This window comes from Ruegeria sp. C12 (assembly GCF_056537745.1).
In genome coordinates this window covers 151620-168696 of the sequence record NZ_JBQFSA010000006.1, presented here as the reverse complement: position 1 = coordinate 168696, position 17077 = coordinate 151620, and the positions used below count along the sequence as shown (strand labels likewise).

Genomic DNA, 17077 nt, shown 5'->3' with positions numbered 1-17077 from the left:
CAGTCAAAAGGAACCTGACATGCTGGATGCCATGGCGCTTGAAGACCACGCAAAGGCGATCTCGGATATCGCATCGCAGGCGGCGATGCGGTACTTCCGGGGCACGCTGGGGGTGGAATTCAAACAGGATGAAAGCCCTGTTACCCAGGCCGACCGGGGCGTGGAAGCCGAAGTGCGGGCCTATCTGCGCCGGCACTTCCCGGATCACGGTATCTTCGGTGAAGAACACGGCAAGGAAGACGGTGACGGGCGACATCTATGGGTGATTGACCCGATTGACGGCACGCGTTCGTTCCTGTCCGGGCATCCCCTGTTCGGGTTCCTTCTGGCGCATCTTGTCGATGGTCAGCCGCAGCTTGGCATCGTCGGTATGCCTGCGATGAATGAAACCTTTGTGGGCGCGCGTGACAGCGGGGCCACGCTGAACGATCGAGCCATTCAGACCTCGGACGTGACACGTCTGGATCAGGCGATCCTGTATGTGAATGAGGGCGACAAGATATACCGCGATCAACCGTTGGTCTTTGACCGTCTGATGCGAGCCGGGCAGACCCGCCGCTTTGCGTATGATTGCTACCCTCATGCGCTGCTGGCTGCGGGGCATGTGGATGCAGTGGTGGATTATGAGCTTCAACCCTATGATTACCTTGCACTCTGCCCGCTGATCGAGGCGGCTGGCGGGGTGATGACCGATTGGAAGGGGCAGGCCCTGACCATGCAATCCGACGTGGCGGTTGTGTCAGCCGCAACCCCCGAATTGCACGCCGAGCTTTTGAGCCTGCTGAACGCCTAACCGATGGAGCCGAGAATTGAAAAGCCGCCCTACTGTTGAGATCATTAACCCCGATGGGGCGGGGCGCGTGGTGTTGCTGTGCGAACATGCCAGCGCGTTTATCCCACCTTATTACGAAGGGTTGGGACTGGCCGAGGCGGATCGCGAAAGTCACGCTGCCTGGGATCCCGGTGCGCGCGACCTGACAATGCGTTTATCGCAGGCACTGGATGCGCCCGCTGTGGCCTCGACCGTGTCGAGGCTGGTCTATGACTGCAACCGCCCGCCTGAAGCCGCCAGTGCCATGCCGGTGAAATCCGAGCTGATCGAGGTGCCGGGCAATGTTGCTCTGAGCCCCGAACAGCGCAGGCTGCGCATGACAACCGTGTATGATCCGTTCTGCAACGCCGTCGCGCGGGTTCTGGGCGCGCGCGGGCCTGATACGGTGCTGGTTACGGTCCATTCATTTACGCCCATCTATTTCGGCCAACCCCGCGCCGTCGAAATCGGCTTGCTGCATGATGAGGACAGCCGTCTGGTCGATCTGATGCTGGATCACGTGGATCAGGTCTCGGGCCGCCGGATCGAGCGGAACGAGCCCTATGGGCCGTTGGACGGTGTAACCCATTCCCTGCGCCTGCACGCGATCAGCCGAGGACTGGCGAATGTCATGATCGAAGTGCGCAACGATCTGTTGCGTTCAGATCAACAGGTTGCCACGGTGGCGGATGAAATACTGGCGCTGCTCAGACCCGCCATTCAGGAACTCAGGGAGGACGCATCTTGACCGCAACACTTACCTTCGAACATCTCAAGACGCAGGTCGCTGCGGGCGAAGTGGATACGGTTCTGGTCTGCATGGTCGATATGCAGGGCCGCCTGATGGGCAAGCGGTTCCATGCGGGCCACTTTGTTTCGGGCGCGTGGGAAGAGACCCATTGCTGCAATTACCTGCTGGCGACCGATCTTGAGATGGGCACACCGGACGGCTACGCCTCGACCAGTTGGGAGCGGGGCTATGGCGATTATGTCATGAAGCCGGACCTGAGCACGCTGCGCCCGGTGCCGTGGCTTGAGGGCACCGCAATGGTTATGTGCGATGTGCTGGATCATCATACGCATGAAGAGGTGCCGCACGCGCCGCGTTCGATCCTGAAGAAACAGGTGAACCGCCTGAAAGCCATGGGCTATGAGGCGATGTGCGCGACCGAACTGGAGTTTTTCCTGTTCGAAAAGAGTTTTGACCAGATCCGCAAGGAAGGTTTCCGCGATCTGGAGCCGATCTCGGGCTATAACGAAGATTACCACATCCTTCAGACCACCAAGGAAGAGCATGTGATGCGCCCGATCCGCAACCATTTGTGGGATGCAGGCATTCCAGTCGAGAACTCGAAAGGTGAGGCCGAGACCGGGCAGGAAGAGTTGAACATCAAATACGCACCGGCGATGGCGACAGCGGAATATCACTCGATTGCCAAAAATGCAGTGAAAGAGATCGCGTGGCAGCATGGGCACGCAGCGACCTTCCTGCCGAAATGGCATCATGAAAAGGTGGGCAGTTCTTCGCATGTGCATCAGTCGCTGTGGAAGGATGGGCAGCCTGCGTTTTATGACCAGTCGGATGCCTTGGGTATGTCGGCGCTGATGAAAAGCTACATGGCGGGTCTTTTGAAATACGCCGCCGATTACACTTATTTCATGGCGCCTTACATCAACAGCTACAAGCGGTTCATGAAGGGGAGCTTTGCGCCGACGCGGATCATCTGGTCGGTGGACAACCGCACCGCCGGGTTCCGCCTGTGCGGCGATGGCACCAAGGCGGTGCGGGTGGAGTGCCGGATACCGGGCTCGGACATGAACCCCTATCTGGCGATGGCCGGGATGCTGGCCGCCGGGATTGCAGGAATCGAGGAAGGTTTGGAGTTACAGTCGCCTGCCGCAGGTGACGTCTATCAGGGCGATACGGGCATGATCCCGGGCAACCTGCGCGCGGCGCGGGATGCGTTGCATGGGTCGGCCATGTTGCGGGCTGCCATGGGGGATGAGGTGGTGGATCACTATGCGCGCGCGGCTGAGGTTGAGATCGAAGAGTTCGAGCGTGTGGTGACCGATTGGGAAATTGCGCGCGGGTTTGAGCGGGCGTAAAGGGAAGGAGCGAGGGGCCAGCCCTTCGCGCTCCCCGAGGTATTTTTGAACAGAAGAAGCAGGGGACCCTGCGTTTCTGGTAGATGGAGTGGATATGGGGCAGATGTTGCGATGTGTCTCGCCGATTGATGGGTCGGTTTTTGCGGAACGCGAGGTGCTGTCGCCGGAGGCGGCGTTTGAGGTTGCTGGCCGGGCACGGGCGGCGCAGGCTGGCTGGGCTGCGCGACCGTTGCAGGAGCGGATTGATTTGGTGATGGCAGGCGTGGCCGCTGTGGGCGCGATGAATGATGAGATCGTACCTGAGCTTGCGCATATGATGGGCCGACCGGTGCGCTATGGCGGTGAGTTTGGCGGGTTCAACGAACGTGCGAGCCATATGGCCGAGATCGCTGAAGGCGCGCTGGCGGATATCGCGGTGGGCGAGGATGAGACGTTCAGGCGGTATATCAAGCGCATTCCGCATGGGGTGGTGTTTGTGGTGGCGCCCTGGAACTACCCTTACATGACCGCGATCAACACGGTCGCTCCGGCGTTGATCGCAGGCAATACGGTGATCCTGAAACATGCGACGCAGACCCTGTTGGTGGGTGAGCGCATGGCGCGGGCCTTCCATGCGGCGGGTGTGCCCGAGGATGTGTTCCAGAACGTGTTTCTGAGCCATGACGTGACCAATGATCTGATCGCAGGCAATGCGGTTGATTTTGTGAACTTCACCGGCTCGGTCGGTGGCGGTCAGGCGATGGAGCGCGCGGCGGCAGGGACATTCACCGGCGTCGGGACAGAACTGGGCGGCAAGGACCCCGGCTACGTCATGGAGGATGCCGATCTGGATGCTGCGGTCGATACGCTGATTGACGGGGCGATGTTCAACTCGGGCCAATGTTGCTGTGGGATCGAGCGGATTTACGTGCATGAGAGTCTTTATGATGATTTTGTCGCCAAGGCGGTTGAGATCGTAAAGGGCTATAAGCTGAGCAATCCGCTGGATAGCGAGACAACACTTGGTCCGATGGCGAACGTGCGATTTGCCGATGAGGTGCGGGAGCAGATTGCCGCGGCCGTGGCCGATGGCGCTGTGGCCCATATCGACACTTTCGCCGAAGATGATGGCGGCGCCTATCTGACCCCTCAGATCCTGACCAATGTGACCCACGATATGCGGGTGATGCGGGATGAAAGCTTTGGTCCCGTGGTGGGCATCATAAAAGTGTCCGGCGACGAAGAAGCGATCGCGCTGATGAATGACAGTGAGTTCGGCCTGACCGCCAGCCTCTGGACCCGCGACGTGGATCGCGCGGCGCGGGTAGGGGACCAGATCGAGACTGGTACCGTGTTCATGAACCGGGCCGATTATCTGGATCCCGGCCTGTGCTGGACCGGCTGCAAGAATACCGGGCGGGGCGGTGGCCTTTCGGTTATCGGCTATCACAACCTGACCCGCCCCAAATCCTACCATCTGAAGAAGGTGACATCATGAGCCTTGTTGGAAACTGGTCCTACCCGACCGCGATAAAATTCGGTGCTGGCCGCATCCGGGAATTGCCCGAGGCCTGCGCGGCGGCCGGGATGAAGCGCCCTCTGCTGGTCACCGACAAGGGGTTGGCAGATCTGCCGATTACCGTCGCAATGCTGGATATCATGGAGGCCGCCGGTCTGGGGCGCGGGTTGTTTGCGGATGTGGATCCGAACCCAAATGAAAAGAACCTTGATGCGGGGGTCGCGGCCTATAACGCGGGTGGCCATGACGGGGTGATTGCGTTCGGCGGCGGCTCGGGGTTGGATCTGGGCAAGATGGTGGCCTTCATGGCCGGTCAGACGCGGCCCGTCTGGGATTTCGAGGATATTGGCGACTGGTGGACCCGCGCCAATGCCGACGTGATTGCGCCGATCATTGCGGTGCCGACCACCGCCGGGACCGGGTCGGAAGTGGGCCGCGCCAGCGTCATCACCAATTCCGAAACCCATGTGAAGAAGATCATCTTCCATCCCAAAGTGCTGCCCTCGGTGGTCATCTGCGACCCGGAACTGACCGTCGGGATGCCCAAGTTCATCACAGCAGGCACCGGTTTGGATGCCTTTGCCCATTGTGTCGAGGCCTATTCCAGCCCGCACTACCACCCGATGTCTCAGGGTATTGCGCTGGAGGGGATGCGGCTGGTCAAGGACTACTTGCCGCGCGCCTATGCCGATGGAACCGATATCGAAGCCCGCGCCCATATGATGAGTGCAGCAGCCATGGGCGCGACCGCCTTTCAGAAGGGTCTGGGTGCGATCCACGCCATGAGTCACCCGATCGGCGCGCATTTCAACACCCATCACGGCACCACCAACGCCGTCTGCATGCCCAGCGTTCTGGAGTTCAATGCCCCTGCCATTGCTGACCGGTTCCAGTCGGCCGCAGCCTATCTGGGCATCGACGGCGGGTTCGACGGGTTTCGGGACTTTGTGCAGGAGCTTAACGACTCGCTCGGCATCCCACGCACGTTGTTCGAACTGGGCGTGACCGAGGCGTCGATCCCGGAACTGGTCGAAGGTGCGATCATTGATCCGTCCTGTGGCGGCAATCCGATTGAACTGACCAGGGAAAACCTGACCCAGCTGTTCAAAGCGGCGCTGTAAAGCACAAGGCCCGGCGTGTTTCCCCGCCGGGCCTTTCATGTGATGCGGTTATTCCGCTGCGATGGCGTTTTCTCTGATCTCGGAATTGACCATAGGGACCCACTCAAGGTCTTTCGTGTAGCGCCAGGCAAGATCGCCGTTTTCGTCCATGGCGATCAGGTGCAGCCAGCGGTTGTCGAACAGCTCTTTGACGCTTTGATGGCGTCTCAGGATGTCGTTCATTGCTTCACGCGGGGCTTCGATGACCACCGACAGGCGCAGCGGGTCGTGCTGATAGGTTTCGCCATCATGCACCGATTGCCAAGGCAGGCCGGGGCGCAGCGCACCGCCATTGCCTTCGACCACGCCGATGCCTCCTACCACGTTGTGCAGCAGCTTGTTGCCGCCGCCGAACAGGGTCGGCGCAACGGTCGAGCCATAATATTGCAGGCTGATCCAGCTTGCGACCACGACCGGGGCGGTCATGATCAGTTCCAACACGCCAAACCCGGTATCGTCCCGCCAGTCATAGCTGTGCAGGAAGGTTTGACCTGACAGGCCGGTCCCATCCGTCCTGGATCGGGGTGCAGCGATGAAGGCCCGGCATCCGGCCAGACCCCATTCGGGGCGCAGTTCGGCCCAGTCGGTGGCGCGGCGGGCGATGTCGCGGGCCCCTCGGGCCCGAGGCAGACGTGTTGAGCGTTCGGTCCGGGCAAGCCGCCCAGCCGATTGCAGCCACATCTTCAGTTGCGCGATATTCTGCGCCCATTGGCCGGTCGACTGGTCCTGATCGAACAGTGTCACCTCATCCGTTGTCGTGTGGTGCATGGCGGCCAGGAACAGCGTGTCCCTGGGGATGTCGATCCCTTCTTCGCGCAGCCCGTTGCGCACGGCTGGATCGTTCAAAAGACCTGCCAGAAGGCGGGCGCTGACATCTCCGGCATGGCCGCCGCACGCACCGCATTGCAAGGCGCTTTCATGCGGGTTGTTGGTCACATCCGCGCCATGACCGGTCAGCATGACGATGTGGCCAAAGTTGCTGGTCAGGGACATGGCACCAAGGATGGCTTTTGCCGATGCGATCCGTGTGGGCAGGTCAATTGATGGGTCCAGCTTGGGTGCAGGATCGAACGTAGACCCACCATGTCCTTTCCCCAGCGCATCCCGCAGCAGCTTTCCGGCATAGACCGGTCCTGTCGCCTCGACAAAGGCAAAAGAGGACACCGCGGCCAGCTTAAACCGGCCCCAGGCGCGCTTGGCCCGCGCGGAATAGCGGCGGTTGAGGTCGGCCTGCGTATCCTCAGCCGCATGCGAGCAGACATTGGGGTTTAGCAGCACGGGACCCCGCAATTCGGTCACATCCGAACCCGCCGCCTTGTGGGCGCTGGCGAGGCCGAAGAAGCCTGCGAACCCGAGGGTTTCGATCCCTTCGCCCTGCGCCTCCAGGGCGCGGCGAAAGACCTCTGACCGGACGTCGATGCAGAACGCGGCCTGAACCATCGGGCGGCCCGCGATCTTGCGCGGCAGCCGCTTGGCAAGCGACTGTCCCAGCTGGCGTTGTTGCGCGCGTTCAGCGGCATCCTGCAGCACCGCGTCGATCACCATATCGCGGGATGGTGTAACTGGGGTTTCGTGTTGCGCGACGGTCTCGGCCCAGCGTTCGGCAATCTGATCGCGATAAAGGTCGAACAGCGCCTCTTCAAACACCATGCGGATGGCCAGCAACTCGGTCGTGGTTGTATCGGTCTTGCCTTCAAGCTCGGCCTGCCACAGCAGATAGCGCGCATATTGCGCCCATCCGCCCAGCGTCATCAGCCAGCGGTGGAAGGCGGTTCCAGCGGCTTTGGGCGTCACCCCCAGCGCCTCGGACGCCCGGCCAATCGCCCGCCATTGCGAGCGGTTGGTGCCGGCGACAAAAGCACCAAAGCCTTTCAGGCCGTGTATCTCGAGCGTCAGATCACGTGTGGCGAATTCACGCCAGGCAATATAGGCCCCGCCGGTGCGGTTGGCCTGCCACAGCGCCTGACCCTGATCAAAGTGGCTGGCGGCCCAGGCTCCGATCCGCTCGTCTATCAGGCCGGGCCAGTCGATCCCCGAAACTTCTGCGGCCAGATCAGCGACAGTGGGCAGAGGTGCGGGATGTGCCGCCTCGGTTTCAAGCGCTGCTGCCAAATCCTCTGGCGACGGTGTGTCAAACGGGCTGTCGATATGGGCCAGTGCTTCAAGCAGATCGGCTTCGGTGATCTCTCCGGCGTTCAACTTTTCTGCAAACGCCCTGCGATCCGGCATGATCCGCGTTCCTGCAACCCGGCCAAGCCGCGCGGCGGTTACGGCCAAAGGCGCGTTGGTTTGCCCAAGAAACGGGTTCACCGCGACGTTCGAGGACAAGGGAAACAGAGGCGGGATCTGACGGGCCGCGTCATTGGCCAGTGCGACCAGTTCCAAAAGGGCTGCGGGATAGCTTTCGTGCTTCATATACATCTTGGGAACCCCTCTTACACAGTCTGCCGCTTGGACCATCCGTCCAGCAGCCGGTCAAAGATTGCATTGGCGTAAAGCCCGTTCGACAAATGCACCCGGATGCCCGCCGCTGCAGGATGCGAGGCCCAAAGCGGGAAGGTGGATTGCGCCAGTGCGACCGCGCCAAAGCTGATGAGGGCGAGGATGATCAGCGCCCATTCCAACGGTCCCGGAACCGGGGTCGCGGGCAGGGTGCCTGCGGTCAGTTTTTGCGCGATGATTTGCAGCACAAAGTAGCTGACCGAGGTGACGCTGGCATAGATCACCGTGCGACGAGTCAGTGCTCCGGGCGCTGCATCCGCGAAACCCTGCGCCAACAGGTAGGCGACGCCGAAGATCAGGATGACGCCCAGGGCAATGGCCTGGACCGACTTGCCGTCGATGCCAAACACCGCCGCCACGATGCCGTAGATCAGGATGCCCGTGGCAAAGGCCAGCACCACATTCCGTGCGCTTGGCACCGCAACCGGGCCGGGGCGGCGAATTGCGGCCACGTTCCGCACGGCCTCACCCGCGCTGAGAAAGGCGTGCGCCTTGTACAGTGAGTGCGCCACGATATGCAGCAGGGCCAGCGGGAACAGCGCCAGACCGCACTGCATGATCATGAAGGCCATCTGCGCGATGGTGGACCACGCCAGCGAGGTTTTCACAGCCGGTTGCGTCAGCATGACCAACCCGCCGAACAGCGCGGTGAACCCGCCCAGCATAACCAGCATTGCCATGATCCCCGGGGCGACCAGCATGACGTCCGCGAAGCGGATCAGCAGGAAGCCACCGGCATTGATGACACCTGCATGCAACAGGGCGGATACCGGGGTCGGGGCCTCCATTACTTCGGTCAGCCAGCCATGGATCGGGAACTGGGCCGAGGCCATGACCGCAGCCAACGCGATCAGCAAGGCCGCGACGATGGTCAGGGCGTTTCCTTGGGCCGAAGACAGGATCGTCGCAATGTCAGTGGTGCCGTAGCTGGCAAGCAGCAGTACGACCGCAACGGCCAGCGCGCCTTCGCTGATCCGCGCCACCACGGCCTTTTTACGAGCAGCACGTCGAGCGGTGGTGCGTTCTGGGTAAAACAAAAGCAACTGGTGCAGCATCAGGCTGGTCGCGATCCAAGCCGCCAACAGTTGGACCAGATTGCCCGACATCACCAACAGCAGAACGGCCGCAAGCGTGGCAGACATCCAGCCTGTGAACGCACCTTGACGCGCTTCGCCGTCCATATAAGTGGCCGAGTAGCGCAACACGATCCAGCCGATAAAGCTGACCAGCACCAGCATGATGGCGCTGACTGCATCCAGTCGCACTGATAACCCCAGACCCAAAAAGCCAATCAGCGGCGATGTGCCGGAACCCTGCGTCACCAGCACCAGCGCCGAGATAGCAGCCACCGCAAAGGCGGCCAGGGCGGCCCATTCGGACAGTTTCGCGACATTGCCCGGCCGCAACCCCGGATGGCGACTGGCGTAATACGCCGATGCCAGCAGAATCAGCGGGCTCAACAATGGAAGAAACAGATGAAGCATTTTGCGCGTCCCTTTTGGTCTTGGGCTGACTCGGCCCGTTTTGCAGGACATATTGCGCGTGCAGCCCAATGAAAAATTCATTGTTCTGATGTTTTCGTTCATTTAAATAGAACGATATGCCGTTGAACTATCATCACCTCCGCTATTTCTGGGCCGTCGCCCACGATGGGAACCTGACCCGAACAGCCCAGCGACTGAACCTGTCGCAATCGGCGCTTTCGGTTCAGATCAAAGAGCTGGAGGAGAGGCTGGGCCACCCGCTATTCGAACGGCGCGGGCGCAAGCTGCACCTGACCGAGGCCGGGCACATCGCCTTGGACCACGCGGACGCAATTTTTGCGGCAGGGCAAGAGCTTGTGGCAACGTTGCAGGATGCCGGAAACGCCAGGCAGGCGCTGCGTGTCGGCGCACAGTCGACCTTGTCGCGCAACTTTCAGATCGGGTTCTTGCGGCCCATTCTGGCCCGTACGGATGTCGAGGTCATCTTGCGTTCCGGCAGCCCCAGTGAGTTGCTTGAAGGGCTTGAGACGCTGAATTTCGATCTGGTCCTGATGAACCACGAACCGGCCAGTGACAGCCTGACCAGTTTCGTCACCCATCATCTGGCGGAACAACCGGTCAGCATTGTCGGCACCCCGGCGCGGCTGGATCCCAAGCGCCCCATCAAGGCGCTGCTCGAAGAACAACCGTTCATCCTGCCAACCAGCAAAAACAGTGTGCGCACGGCTTTTGACGCAATGGCCAGCCGGATGTCCGTTCGTCCGCAGGTGGTGGCCGAAGTGGATGACATGGCGATGATGCGCCTGCTGGCACGTGAAGATATTGGGCTGGCCCTTGTGGCCCCGATTGTGGTGCGGGATGAGTTGTCCTCGGGCCGGTTGATCGAGGCGCAAGAGCATCCGCGCATCAAAGAGAACTTTCACGCAGTCACGTTCAAGCGGCGGTTCCCCAATCCGCTTGTGCAGGAATTGCTGTCAAACAGTCAGGGTCTGGACGGCGCAGCAGTGCGGGAAAAGGCCGGGGGTTAACCCGGCCTTTGTCCAAATCGTCTAAAGGCTGGCGCGACACCAGACGCAGTCATGATCGGACAGGGGCGTGCCCTCATCCGAGATTGATGTCAGCAACCCTTTGTCGATGCAGCTCAGATCCCGGCCTGCGAGCCAATCAAGTTTCATCACCCGCTGCGGGTGCGGGGTGATCAGGCTGGGCCGTGTGGTGGGGCCATCGATCGTAAAACCCCAGTCGTATCCGTGCGTTTCGGCCAAGCTGAACAGGCTTTCGTCCTGCCAGTTGAAATCCGGGGGCAGGTGGTTGCCGGTGTTCAGGTCGCCACCGATCAGAACCGGCAGGCCCGGTGCAAACCTGTCGATTGCATCCAGCAGAAGAACGAATTGGGTGTGCCGGTGCGCAGCATCCGCATTGCTTTCCAGATGGGTCGAGATCACACAGATTGGTCCGTTTTCCGTCGGCACGATGGCAGCGAGTGCCATACGGCCCCCGACTCGCGGCTGATCCGGGTCGGCAGCCCCTTCATCGCAGGAAAACCAATGGCCGTGATCGTCCAGACGGATCAGGGCCGTGCGCTGGAACGGAACCGAGGACAGAATGGCGTTGCCATGCCAACCCAGCGTGTTGAAGTCGTCCTTGCAAAAACTGCGTTCGGTCGGGCCGCCAAGGTCCAGTTCGTGGAATTCGACACCAAAGGCATAGACCATGCCCAAGGCCTCGGCCATGGCTTCGGTCGTGTGCCGTTGCGAGGTGCGGGCCATGCCGTGATCGACCTCGGACAGCAAAACAATGTCCGGTCGGATCGGGCGCAGATGGGCGGCAGTCGCCTCGGGGAAGAGGCACCGTTCCACATTCCACGCCGCAACATTGAACTGCGCGGGCAAGTGCGTGGCTGTTGCCTGACCGCCTTGTTGCAACGCGTTCATCGCCGGAATGCCGCCCAGCAACTCGCGATGAGCAGCGGCCGTGCGCGGCGCCGACAGGATATGCGCCCGCTGATCCGCTGTCACAGCGGGCAGGGCGTCCATAACGTCTGTAATCAAATGACTTTTCCCGTTTCCACATCAAACAGACGCAGCGCGTCGGGTTTCAGGGTGATATGCGCCTCGCCGGTCTGGGCGGCATGGTCCTTGCCTACCAAGACGGTAAAGGGCTGACCGCCAAGCTGACCATGCAGCAGCCGGTGCGCGCCCAGTTCTTCGAGTATATCAACCTGAAACGGAACCGAGCCCTGACCGTCCAGTTCAATGTCTTCGGGCCGGATGCCCAGCGTCACAGGGCCATTGGCCGAGGCCGGCGCGGTCATGATCCCGTCATAGCCATTGATCCGCACCTGGCCCTGATCGACTTCGGCGTCAATCAGGTTCATCGGCGGCGCGCCCATGAAGGATGCCACAAAGGTTGAGGCTGGGTTGTGGTAAATCTCGGACGGCGTGCCGATCTGTTCGATCTTGCCCGCGTTCAGGACGATGATGCGGTCGGCCATGGTCATGGCTTCGACCTGATCGTGGGTCACGTAAACCGCCGTCGTACCAAGGCGGCGTTGCAGGGCCTTGATCTCGATCCGCATCTGATTGCGCAGTTTGGCGTCGAGATTGGACAGAGGTTCATCAAATAGGAACAGCGCCGGATCGCGCACAACGGCGCGGCCCATGGCAACGCGCTGACGCTGACCACCGGACAGTTGCGCCGGTTTGCGGTCCAGATATTCGGTCAGATTCAGCATCTTGGCGGCGTCTTCGACCTTGGCCGCAATCTCGGACGCGGGCGTGCCCCGGTTTTTCAGCCCATAACCGATATTCTTGCGCACGGTCATATGCGGATACAAAGCGTAGTTCTGGAACACCATCGCAATGTCGCGATCCGCTGGGTCCACATCGTTCACCACCCGGTCGCCGATTTTCAGCGTGCCTTCGGTGATATCCTCCAGCCCCGCGATCATCCGCAGAAGCGTGGACTTGCCACAGCCCGAGGGGCCGACCAGAACGACAAACTCGCCGTCCTGAATGGTGAAATTGGTGGTCTCAACCGCCTGAAAGCCGTTGGGATAGACCTTGCGGATGCCCTCTAACGAGACCTGAGCCATGCGCGTGTTTCCTTATTTATCGGATTCTGTGAGGCCCTTGACGAACCAATTCTGGAAGAAGATGACGATGGCCACCGGCGGGATCATTGCAACGATCGCCAGCGCCAAGGCCTGCCCGTGTTCGGGGATCTGACTGTCGGTATAGGTCAGCACGATCTGCTTGATGCCCCGGACCAGCGTGAAGAAGCTTTCATCCGTAGTGATCAGCGTTGGCCACAGATACTGGTTCCAGCCGAAGACGAACATGATGATGAAGATCGCCGCAATCATCGTCCGGCTGAGCGGGACGAGGATGTCGATGAAGAACTTCCACGGCCCTGCGCCATCGATTCGGGCGGCCTCGGCCAGTTCCTCGGGCACGGACATAAAGAACTGCCGGAAGAAGAACGTGCCTGTAGCGGACGCGATCAGTGGGACGATCAGGCCGGTATAGGTGTTCGTCAGGCCCAGTTTCTGGATCGCTTCGTATGAGGGCAGAATCCGCACCTCAAGCGGCAGCAGTAGCGTGGTGAAGATGATCCAGAAGGCCAGCGTGGCAAAACGCAGGCGGAAATAGACAATGGCATAAGCGGCCATCATCGAGATGATGATCTTGCCCACCGCAAAGCCAATGCCAAGGATGAACGAATTCATCAGCATCAGCGTGCCATCGACGGTTTGGGTAAAGCCGCCTTTTTCGAACATGGCGGCGTTGAAGTTCTTGCCGAGATCGTCGCCAAGGCCCAGTTGAATGCCCTGCCGGTGGATGGTCACCGCATCATGGCTGGCCGTGGTCAGCGCCAGCAACGGCGGCAGCATCATCAGCAGCGAGCCCAGGATCAGGACGGTGTGATCGCCAACCGCGCTCCATTTGATCTTGCGGGGGCGGCGGGTGGTTTGGGTTGTCTCAAGGGTTGTGTCAGCCATTTTGCGCCCCCATCACGTATAGTGGATCCGGCGTTCAACCAGCCGGAACTGAAAGACGGTCAGGATCAGAACAAGAACCATCAGGACAACGGATTGCGCGGATGAGCCGCCAAGGTCATTGCCCCGGAACCCGTCCAGATAGACCTTATAGACCAGCGTCATCGGGTTGTTCCCCGGCTCACCCTTCATAAGCGCATCGATGATGCCGAACGTGTCGAACAGTGCGTAGGTGATGTTGATGATCAGCAGGAAGAAGGCGGTCGGGGCCAGCAGCGGAAAGGTCACCTGCCAGAACCGACCGGTGGCCGAGCGGTTGTCGATCATCGCCGCCTCGCGGACCGAACGCGGGATGGACTGCAGGCCGGACAGGAAGAAGATGAAATTGACCGGGATTTGTTTCCAGACGGCGACGATGATCATCGCGGTTGCGGTGGCATTGTAGTCGACGCCCAGTTTGAAATCCCAGCCAAACATCTGGAAGAACTTGGTCATCGGGCCGGTGCTTTGGTCGAAGAACAGGATGCCCAAGAACCCGGCGACCGGTGGCGCGATGGCGTAGACCCACATCAGAAGCGTGCGATAGGATTTGGCACCCCGGATCACCTTGTCGGCCTTGACCGCCAGCAGCAGGGCGATGGACAGCGAAAAGAATGTGACCAGGACCGAGAAGACAATCGTGAACCACGCGATGCGCTTGTACTGATCGTTACCCAGCAACGAGGTGTAGTTATCCGCCCCTACAAAGGTCGAACCGAAGCCAAACGGGTCCTGCAGAAAGAAGGACGATTGCAACGCCCAACCCGCAGGCCAGTAGAAGAAGATTGCGATGATCATCAGCTGTGGCAGCAGCAATGCCACAGGAAGCCAGATAGTGTCGAAGCCCGCGCGTTTCATGACCCGTCCAGTTGCGAAAATGGGGGATGGCCGCGCCCGGAGGCGCGACCATCTTGGGGGTGATCCCGGGGTTTAGCCCTGGGTTTTTGCGAAGCGGGCCAGCAATTCGTTGGCTTCGTCTTCGATTGTCTGGAACGCAGTGTCCACGTCGGTTTCACCGGTCAGGATACGGCCATATTCGCGGTTCATGATGTCGCGAATCTGCACGTAGAAGCCCATGCGATAGCCCTTGGTGTTGTCACCGGCTTTCGCCTGCAACTGGTTCACACCGACTTCGGCTGCCGGGAAACGGTCATAGTGGCCGTCTTTCTTGGCAACGTCATAGGCGGCCTCGGTGATCGGCACATAGCCGGTTTCCTGATGCCAGAAATACTGGGTTTCAGGCGCGGTCAGGAAACGGAAGAACTCGGCAGTTGCCTTGTTTTCTTCGTCCGATTTGCCGGCCATCGCGAACAGGGCGGCACCACCGATGAAGGTCTGGGTCGGCTCGGGCGTCACGGCTTCCCAATAGGGCAGTTCAACCGCGCTGAATTCAAAGCCCAGATTTTTCTGCAACAGGCCACCGAACGAACCGGACGAGCCCAGCCACATGGCAACTTTGCCCTCTTCAAACGGCTTGGCGTTGTCACCCCAACCGGTGCCGTACCACTCGAACAGGCCATTGTCCTTCCACTCGGTCACGGCGGTGAAGTGCGCCTTGATCGCGTCGTTGTTCACCAGAATCTCGGTATCCATGCCGTCATAGCCGTTGTTGTTGGTCGCAAACGGCAGGTTGTGGCGCGACATGAAGTTCTCGGTGAAGATCCAGGGCAGGTGCGATTGGCTGAGCGGGATATAGCCCGCCTCTTTCAACGCCGGGGCGGTGGTCGACTGGAATTCTTCCCATGTCTTCGGCGGGGTCACGCCAGCGGCTTCCAGCGCGTCGACGTTGTAGTACAGAATCGGGGTCGACGAGTTGAAGGGCATCCCGATCATCTTGCCATCGCTGTCGGCATAGAAATAACGCACACCGGCGATGTAGTCGTTGATGTCGAACTCGACACCGTTTTCGGCCAGCAGGTCCTGTACCGGAACGGTTGCGCCCTTGGCGGCGATCACGGTTGCAGCGCCCGCGTCAAAGACCTGCATGATGTTCGGCTGCTCACCGGCGCGGAAGGCCGCGATACCAGCGGTCAGCGTCTCTTCGTAGCTGCCTTTGTAGATCGGAGTGATTGTGTATTCGTCCTGCGACGCGTTGAATTTCTCGGCCACCTTGTTGACGGTCTCGCCCAATTGCCCGCCATGTGCGTGCCACCAGGTGATTTCGGTTTCTGCAAAGACTGTGGTCGCGGTGAACGCGAGTGCGGCAGCCGTTGCGCAAAACTTCAGTTTGGTCATTTCGATCCTCCGGTTCGGTGTCGGCCCCTTGCAGCTAAGGGACCGGTGGCAAATTTGTGCCAGGTTATTGTGCAGGCTCCCCTGCGGCGTTTGATGCGCGCAGCCTCCGACCTGCATCATGGACGCGTCTGGAATCTGCACACGTGCCCACATAGTGTTAACGTATGACAGTTCGGTGAAAGATTTCTAGCAATATTGACAAATTCCACCAAATCGAAGGACAGGTTGAGCGTGGTTCAGGATCGTGACAAACCCGCCGAAAGGCGCCGCAGGGTCACTGCGCAGGCCGTCGCGGACGCGGCTGGGGTGTCTCGATCGGCCGTTTCCCGCGCCTTTACACCCGGCGCATATCTTGATGAAAATAAAAGAAAAATAATCGAAGATATGGCCGAGCGTATGGGCTATCAGCCAAACGCTTTGGCCGCCGGTCTGAAGGACGGACGCTCGCACCTTGTGGCGGTGTTTGTCGGCAATATGCGCAGCGATTTTGATTCCGAATTTGTGCGTGCTTTGGTCGGTAAACTGAACGCTTTGAACAAATGGCCGATTCTCATCGACGGTGGGGATCAGCGTGCAGAAGACGCGATCGAGCAGGTTTTGCGCTATCCGCTGGATGCTTTGATCCTTCGCGGGGGCAGTATGCCTCAGGCGCTGGTCAAACGATGCAGCAAGCTGGGCGTGCCGATGATTTCTGCCGGGCGCATTGTGCAGGCGCCAGGGGTCGACAACGTGTGCTGCCGCAATGCCCAAGGCACGCGACTTGCGACTGAGGCGTTGATCCGGAAAGGTCGGACACGGTTTGGATTTCTGGGTGGCGCGCCCAGTTTCTCATCCTCGGCCGAGCGCAGGGCGGGTGTGATCGAGGTGCTGGAACGCGCGGGCCTTGGACTGGTGGCGGAAGAGACCGGAGATTTCACGGTCGAGACCGGGCGGGACATCGCGCTGACCTTGCTGGGACAGCACAGGCTGGACGCGCTGATCTGCGCCAATGATGCCAGCGCAATCGGGGCGCTGACAGCGGCGCGCGAGATGGGTCTGGACGTTCCAAACGCGCTGTCGCTGGTCGGGTTCGACGACATCGAAATGGCCAGATGGCCGATCTTCAACCTGAGCACGGTCAACAACCCGATTGCTGAGGCTGTCGATCAGGTCATTGCGCTGCTGGAACGCAGGCTGGCCGATCCCGCCAAAACCAGCGAGACGATCATGGTCGATCCCTATTTCGTGCCACGCGGCACGCACTAG

The 17077-nt window shown here is 60.4% G+C and carries 14 protein-coding genes; 7 read left to right on the top strand and 7 right to left on the bottom strand.

Translation table 11 applies throughout. From position 1 onward, the window contains the following. The first annotated feature begins 19 nt into the window (after positions 1-19). From ACR0C9_RS13290 to ACR0C9_RS13270, 5 genes are all read left to right on the top strand, one after another. Positions 20-793 (top strand): inositol monophosphatase family protein, encoded by a 774-nt coding sequence (locus tag ACR0C9_RS13290; RefSeq protein WP_480781216.1) that lies wholly within the window; start codon positions 20-22, stop codon positions 791-793. 16 nt (positions 794-809) lie between these two features. After that, positions 810-1559: an N-formylglutamate amidohydrolase gene (locus tag ACR0C9_RS13285; RefSeq protein ID WP_480781215.1), complete on the top strand. Its 750-nt coding sequence runs from the start codon at positions 810-812 to the stop codon at positions 1557-1559. Next, positions 1556-2917: a glutamine synthetase family protein gene (locus tag ACR0C9_RS13280; protein ID WP_480781214.1), complete on the top strand. Its 1362-nt coding sequence runs from the start codon at positions 1556-1558 to the stop codon at positions 2915-2917. Before ACR0C9_RS13285 ends, ACR0C9_RS13280 begins: the two co-directional genes overlap by 4 nt. A gap of 94 nt (positions 2918-3011) precedes the next feature. Further along, the gene (locus ACR0C9_RS13275; protein ID WP_480781213.1) at positions 3012-4394 is read left to right on the top strand and encodes an aldehyde dehydrogenase family protein; all 1383 of its coding nucleotides are present in this window, start codon (positions 3012-3014) and stop codon (positions 4392-4394) included. Continuing rightward, positions 4391-5536 carry an iron-containing alcohol dehydrogenase gene (locus ACR0C9_RS13270; RefSeq protein ID WP_480781212.1) on the top strand — a complete coding sequence of 382 codons (1146 nt, stop codon included), beginning with the start codon at positions 4391-4393 and terminating at the stop codon, positions 5534-5536. The genes ACR0C9_RS13275 and ACR0C9_RS13270 overlap by 4 nt, the downstream gene beginning before the upstream one ends. Before the next feature lie 48 nt (positions 5537-5584). Here the strand turns inward: ACR0C9_RS13270 and ACR0C9_RS13265 are convergent, their stop codons facing one another. Continuing rightward, complete coding sequence (locus ACR0C9_RS13265; protein ID WP_480781211.1) at positions 5585-7996, bottom strand: YbcC family protein; 2412 nt, start codon at positions 7994-7996, stop codon at positions 5585-5587. Positions 7997-8010: 14 nt separating this feature from the next. Further along, positions 8011-9561 carry a proton-conducting transporter transmembrane domain-containing protein gene (locus ACR0C9_RS13260; RefSeq protein WP_480781210.1) on the bottom strand — a complete coding sequence of 517 codons (1551 nt, stop codon included), beginning with the start codon at positions 9559-9561 and terminating at the stop codon, positions 8011-8013. Between the two features lie 116 nt (positions 9562-9677). Here ACR0C9_RS13260 and ACR0C9_RS13255 point away from each other — a divergent pair, with 116 nt between their 5' ends. Then, positions 9678-10589: a LysR family transcriptional regulator gene (locus ACR0C9_RS13255; RefSeq protein WP_480781209.1), complete on the top strand. Its 912-nt coding sequence runs from the start codon at positions 9678-9680 to the stop codon at positions 10587-10589. 21 nt (positions 10590-10610) lie between these two features. On the opposite strand, the gene ACR0C9_RS13250 is transcribed toward ACR0C9_RS13255, so the two are convergent. The 5 genes from ACR0C9_RS13250 to ACR0C9_RS13230 form a co-directional block, all read right to left on the bottom strand. Beyond that, complete coding sequence (locus tag ACR0C9_RS13250; protein WP_480781208.1) at positions 10611-11597, bottom strand: endonuclease/exonuclease/phosphatase family protein; 987 nt, start codon at positions 11595-11597, stop codon at positions 10611-10613. A gap of 11 nt (positions 11598-11608) precedes the next feature. After that, a complete protein-coding gene (locus ACR0C9_RS13245) occupies positions 11609-12655 on the bottom strand; it encodes an ABC transporter ATP-binding protein (protein ID WP_480781207.1) in 1047 nt (348 codons plus the stop codon). A 12-nt stretch (positions 12656-12667) separates the two neighbouring features. Further along, a complete protein-coding gene (locus tag ACR0C9_RS13240; RefSeq protein WP_170453822.1) occupies positions 12668-13561 on the bottom strand; it encodes an ABC transporter permease subunit in 894 nt (297 codons plus the stop codon). A gap of 12 nt (positions 13562-13573) precedes the next feature. Then, on the bottom strand, positions 13574-14455 hold the full coding sequence (locus tag ACR0C9_RS13235; RefSeq protein ID WP_170453821.1) for an ABC transporter permease subunit: 882 nt from the start codon (positions 14453-14455) through the stop codon (positions 13574-13576). A gap of 72 nt (positions 14456-14527) precedes the next feature. Next, the gene (locus ACR0C9_RS13230) at positions 14528-15832 is read right to left on the bottom strand and encodes an extracellular solute-binding protein (RefSeq protein ID WP_480781206.1); all 1305 of its coding nucleotides are present in this window, start codon (positions 15830-15832) and stop codon (positions 14528-14530) included. 231 nt (positions 15833-16063) lie between these two features. Between ACR0C9_RS13230 and ACR0C9_RS13225 the strand changes: the two genes are divergently transcribed. Beyond that, positions 16064-17077, top strand: a complete 1014-nt coding sequence (locus tag ACR0C9_RS13225; RefSeq protein ID WP_170622184.1) for a LacI family DNA-binding transcriptional regulator — start codon at positions 16064-16066, stop codon at positions 17075-17077.

Coding starts and splice junctions, on each gene's coding strand:
- ACR0C9_RS13290 (WP_480781216.1), top strand. CDS start 20: ATGCTGGATGCCATGGCGCTTGAAGACCACGCAAAGGCGATCTCGGAT.
- ACR0C9_RS13275 (WP_480781213.1), top strand. CDS start 3,012: ATGGGGCAGATGTTGCGATGTGTCTCGCCGATTGATGGGTCGGTTTTT.
- ACR0C9_RS13270 (WP_480781212.1), top strand. CDS start 4,391: ATGAGCCTTGTTGGAAACTGGTCCTACCCGACCGCGATAAAATTCGGT.
- ACR0C9_RS13265 (WP_480781211.1), bottom strand. CDS start 7,996: ATGTATATGAAGCACGAAAGCTATCCCGCAGCCCTTTTGGAACTGGTC.
- ACR0C9_RS13260 (WP_480781210.1), bottom strand. CDS start 9,561: ATGCTTCATCTGTTTCTTCCATTGTTGAGCCCGCTGATTCTGCTGGCA.
- ACR0C9_RS13255 (WP_480781209.1), top strand. CDS start 9,678: ATGCCGTTGAACTATCATCACCTCCGCTATTTCTGGGCCGTCGCCCAC.
- ACR0C9_RS13250 (WP_480781208.1), bottom strand. CDS start 11,597: ATGGACGCCCTGCCCGCTGTGACAGCGGATCAGCGGGCGCATATCCTG.
- ACR0C9_RS13245 (WP_480781207.1), bottom strand. CDS start 12,655: ATGGCTCAGGTCTCGTTAGAGGGCATCCGCAAGGTCTATCCCAACGGC.
- ACR0C9_RS13240 (WP_170453822.1), bottom strand. CDS start 13,561: ATGGCTGACACAACCCTTGAGACAACCCAAACCACCCGCCGCCCCCGC.
- ACR0C9_RS13235 (WP_170453821.1), bottom strand. CDS start 14,455: ATGAAACGCGCGGGCTTCGACACTATCTGGCTTCCTGTGGCATTGCTG.
- ACR0C9_RS13230 (WP_480781206.1), bottom strand. CDS start 15,832: ATGACCAAACTGAAGTTTTGCGCAACGGCTGCCGCACTCGCGTTCACC.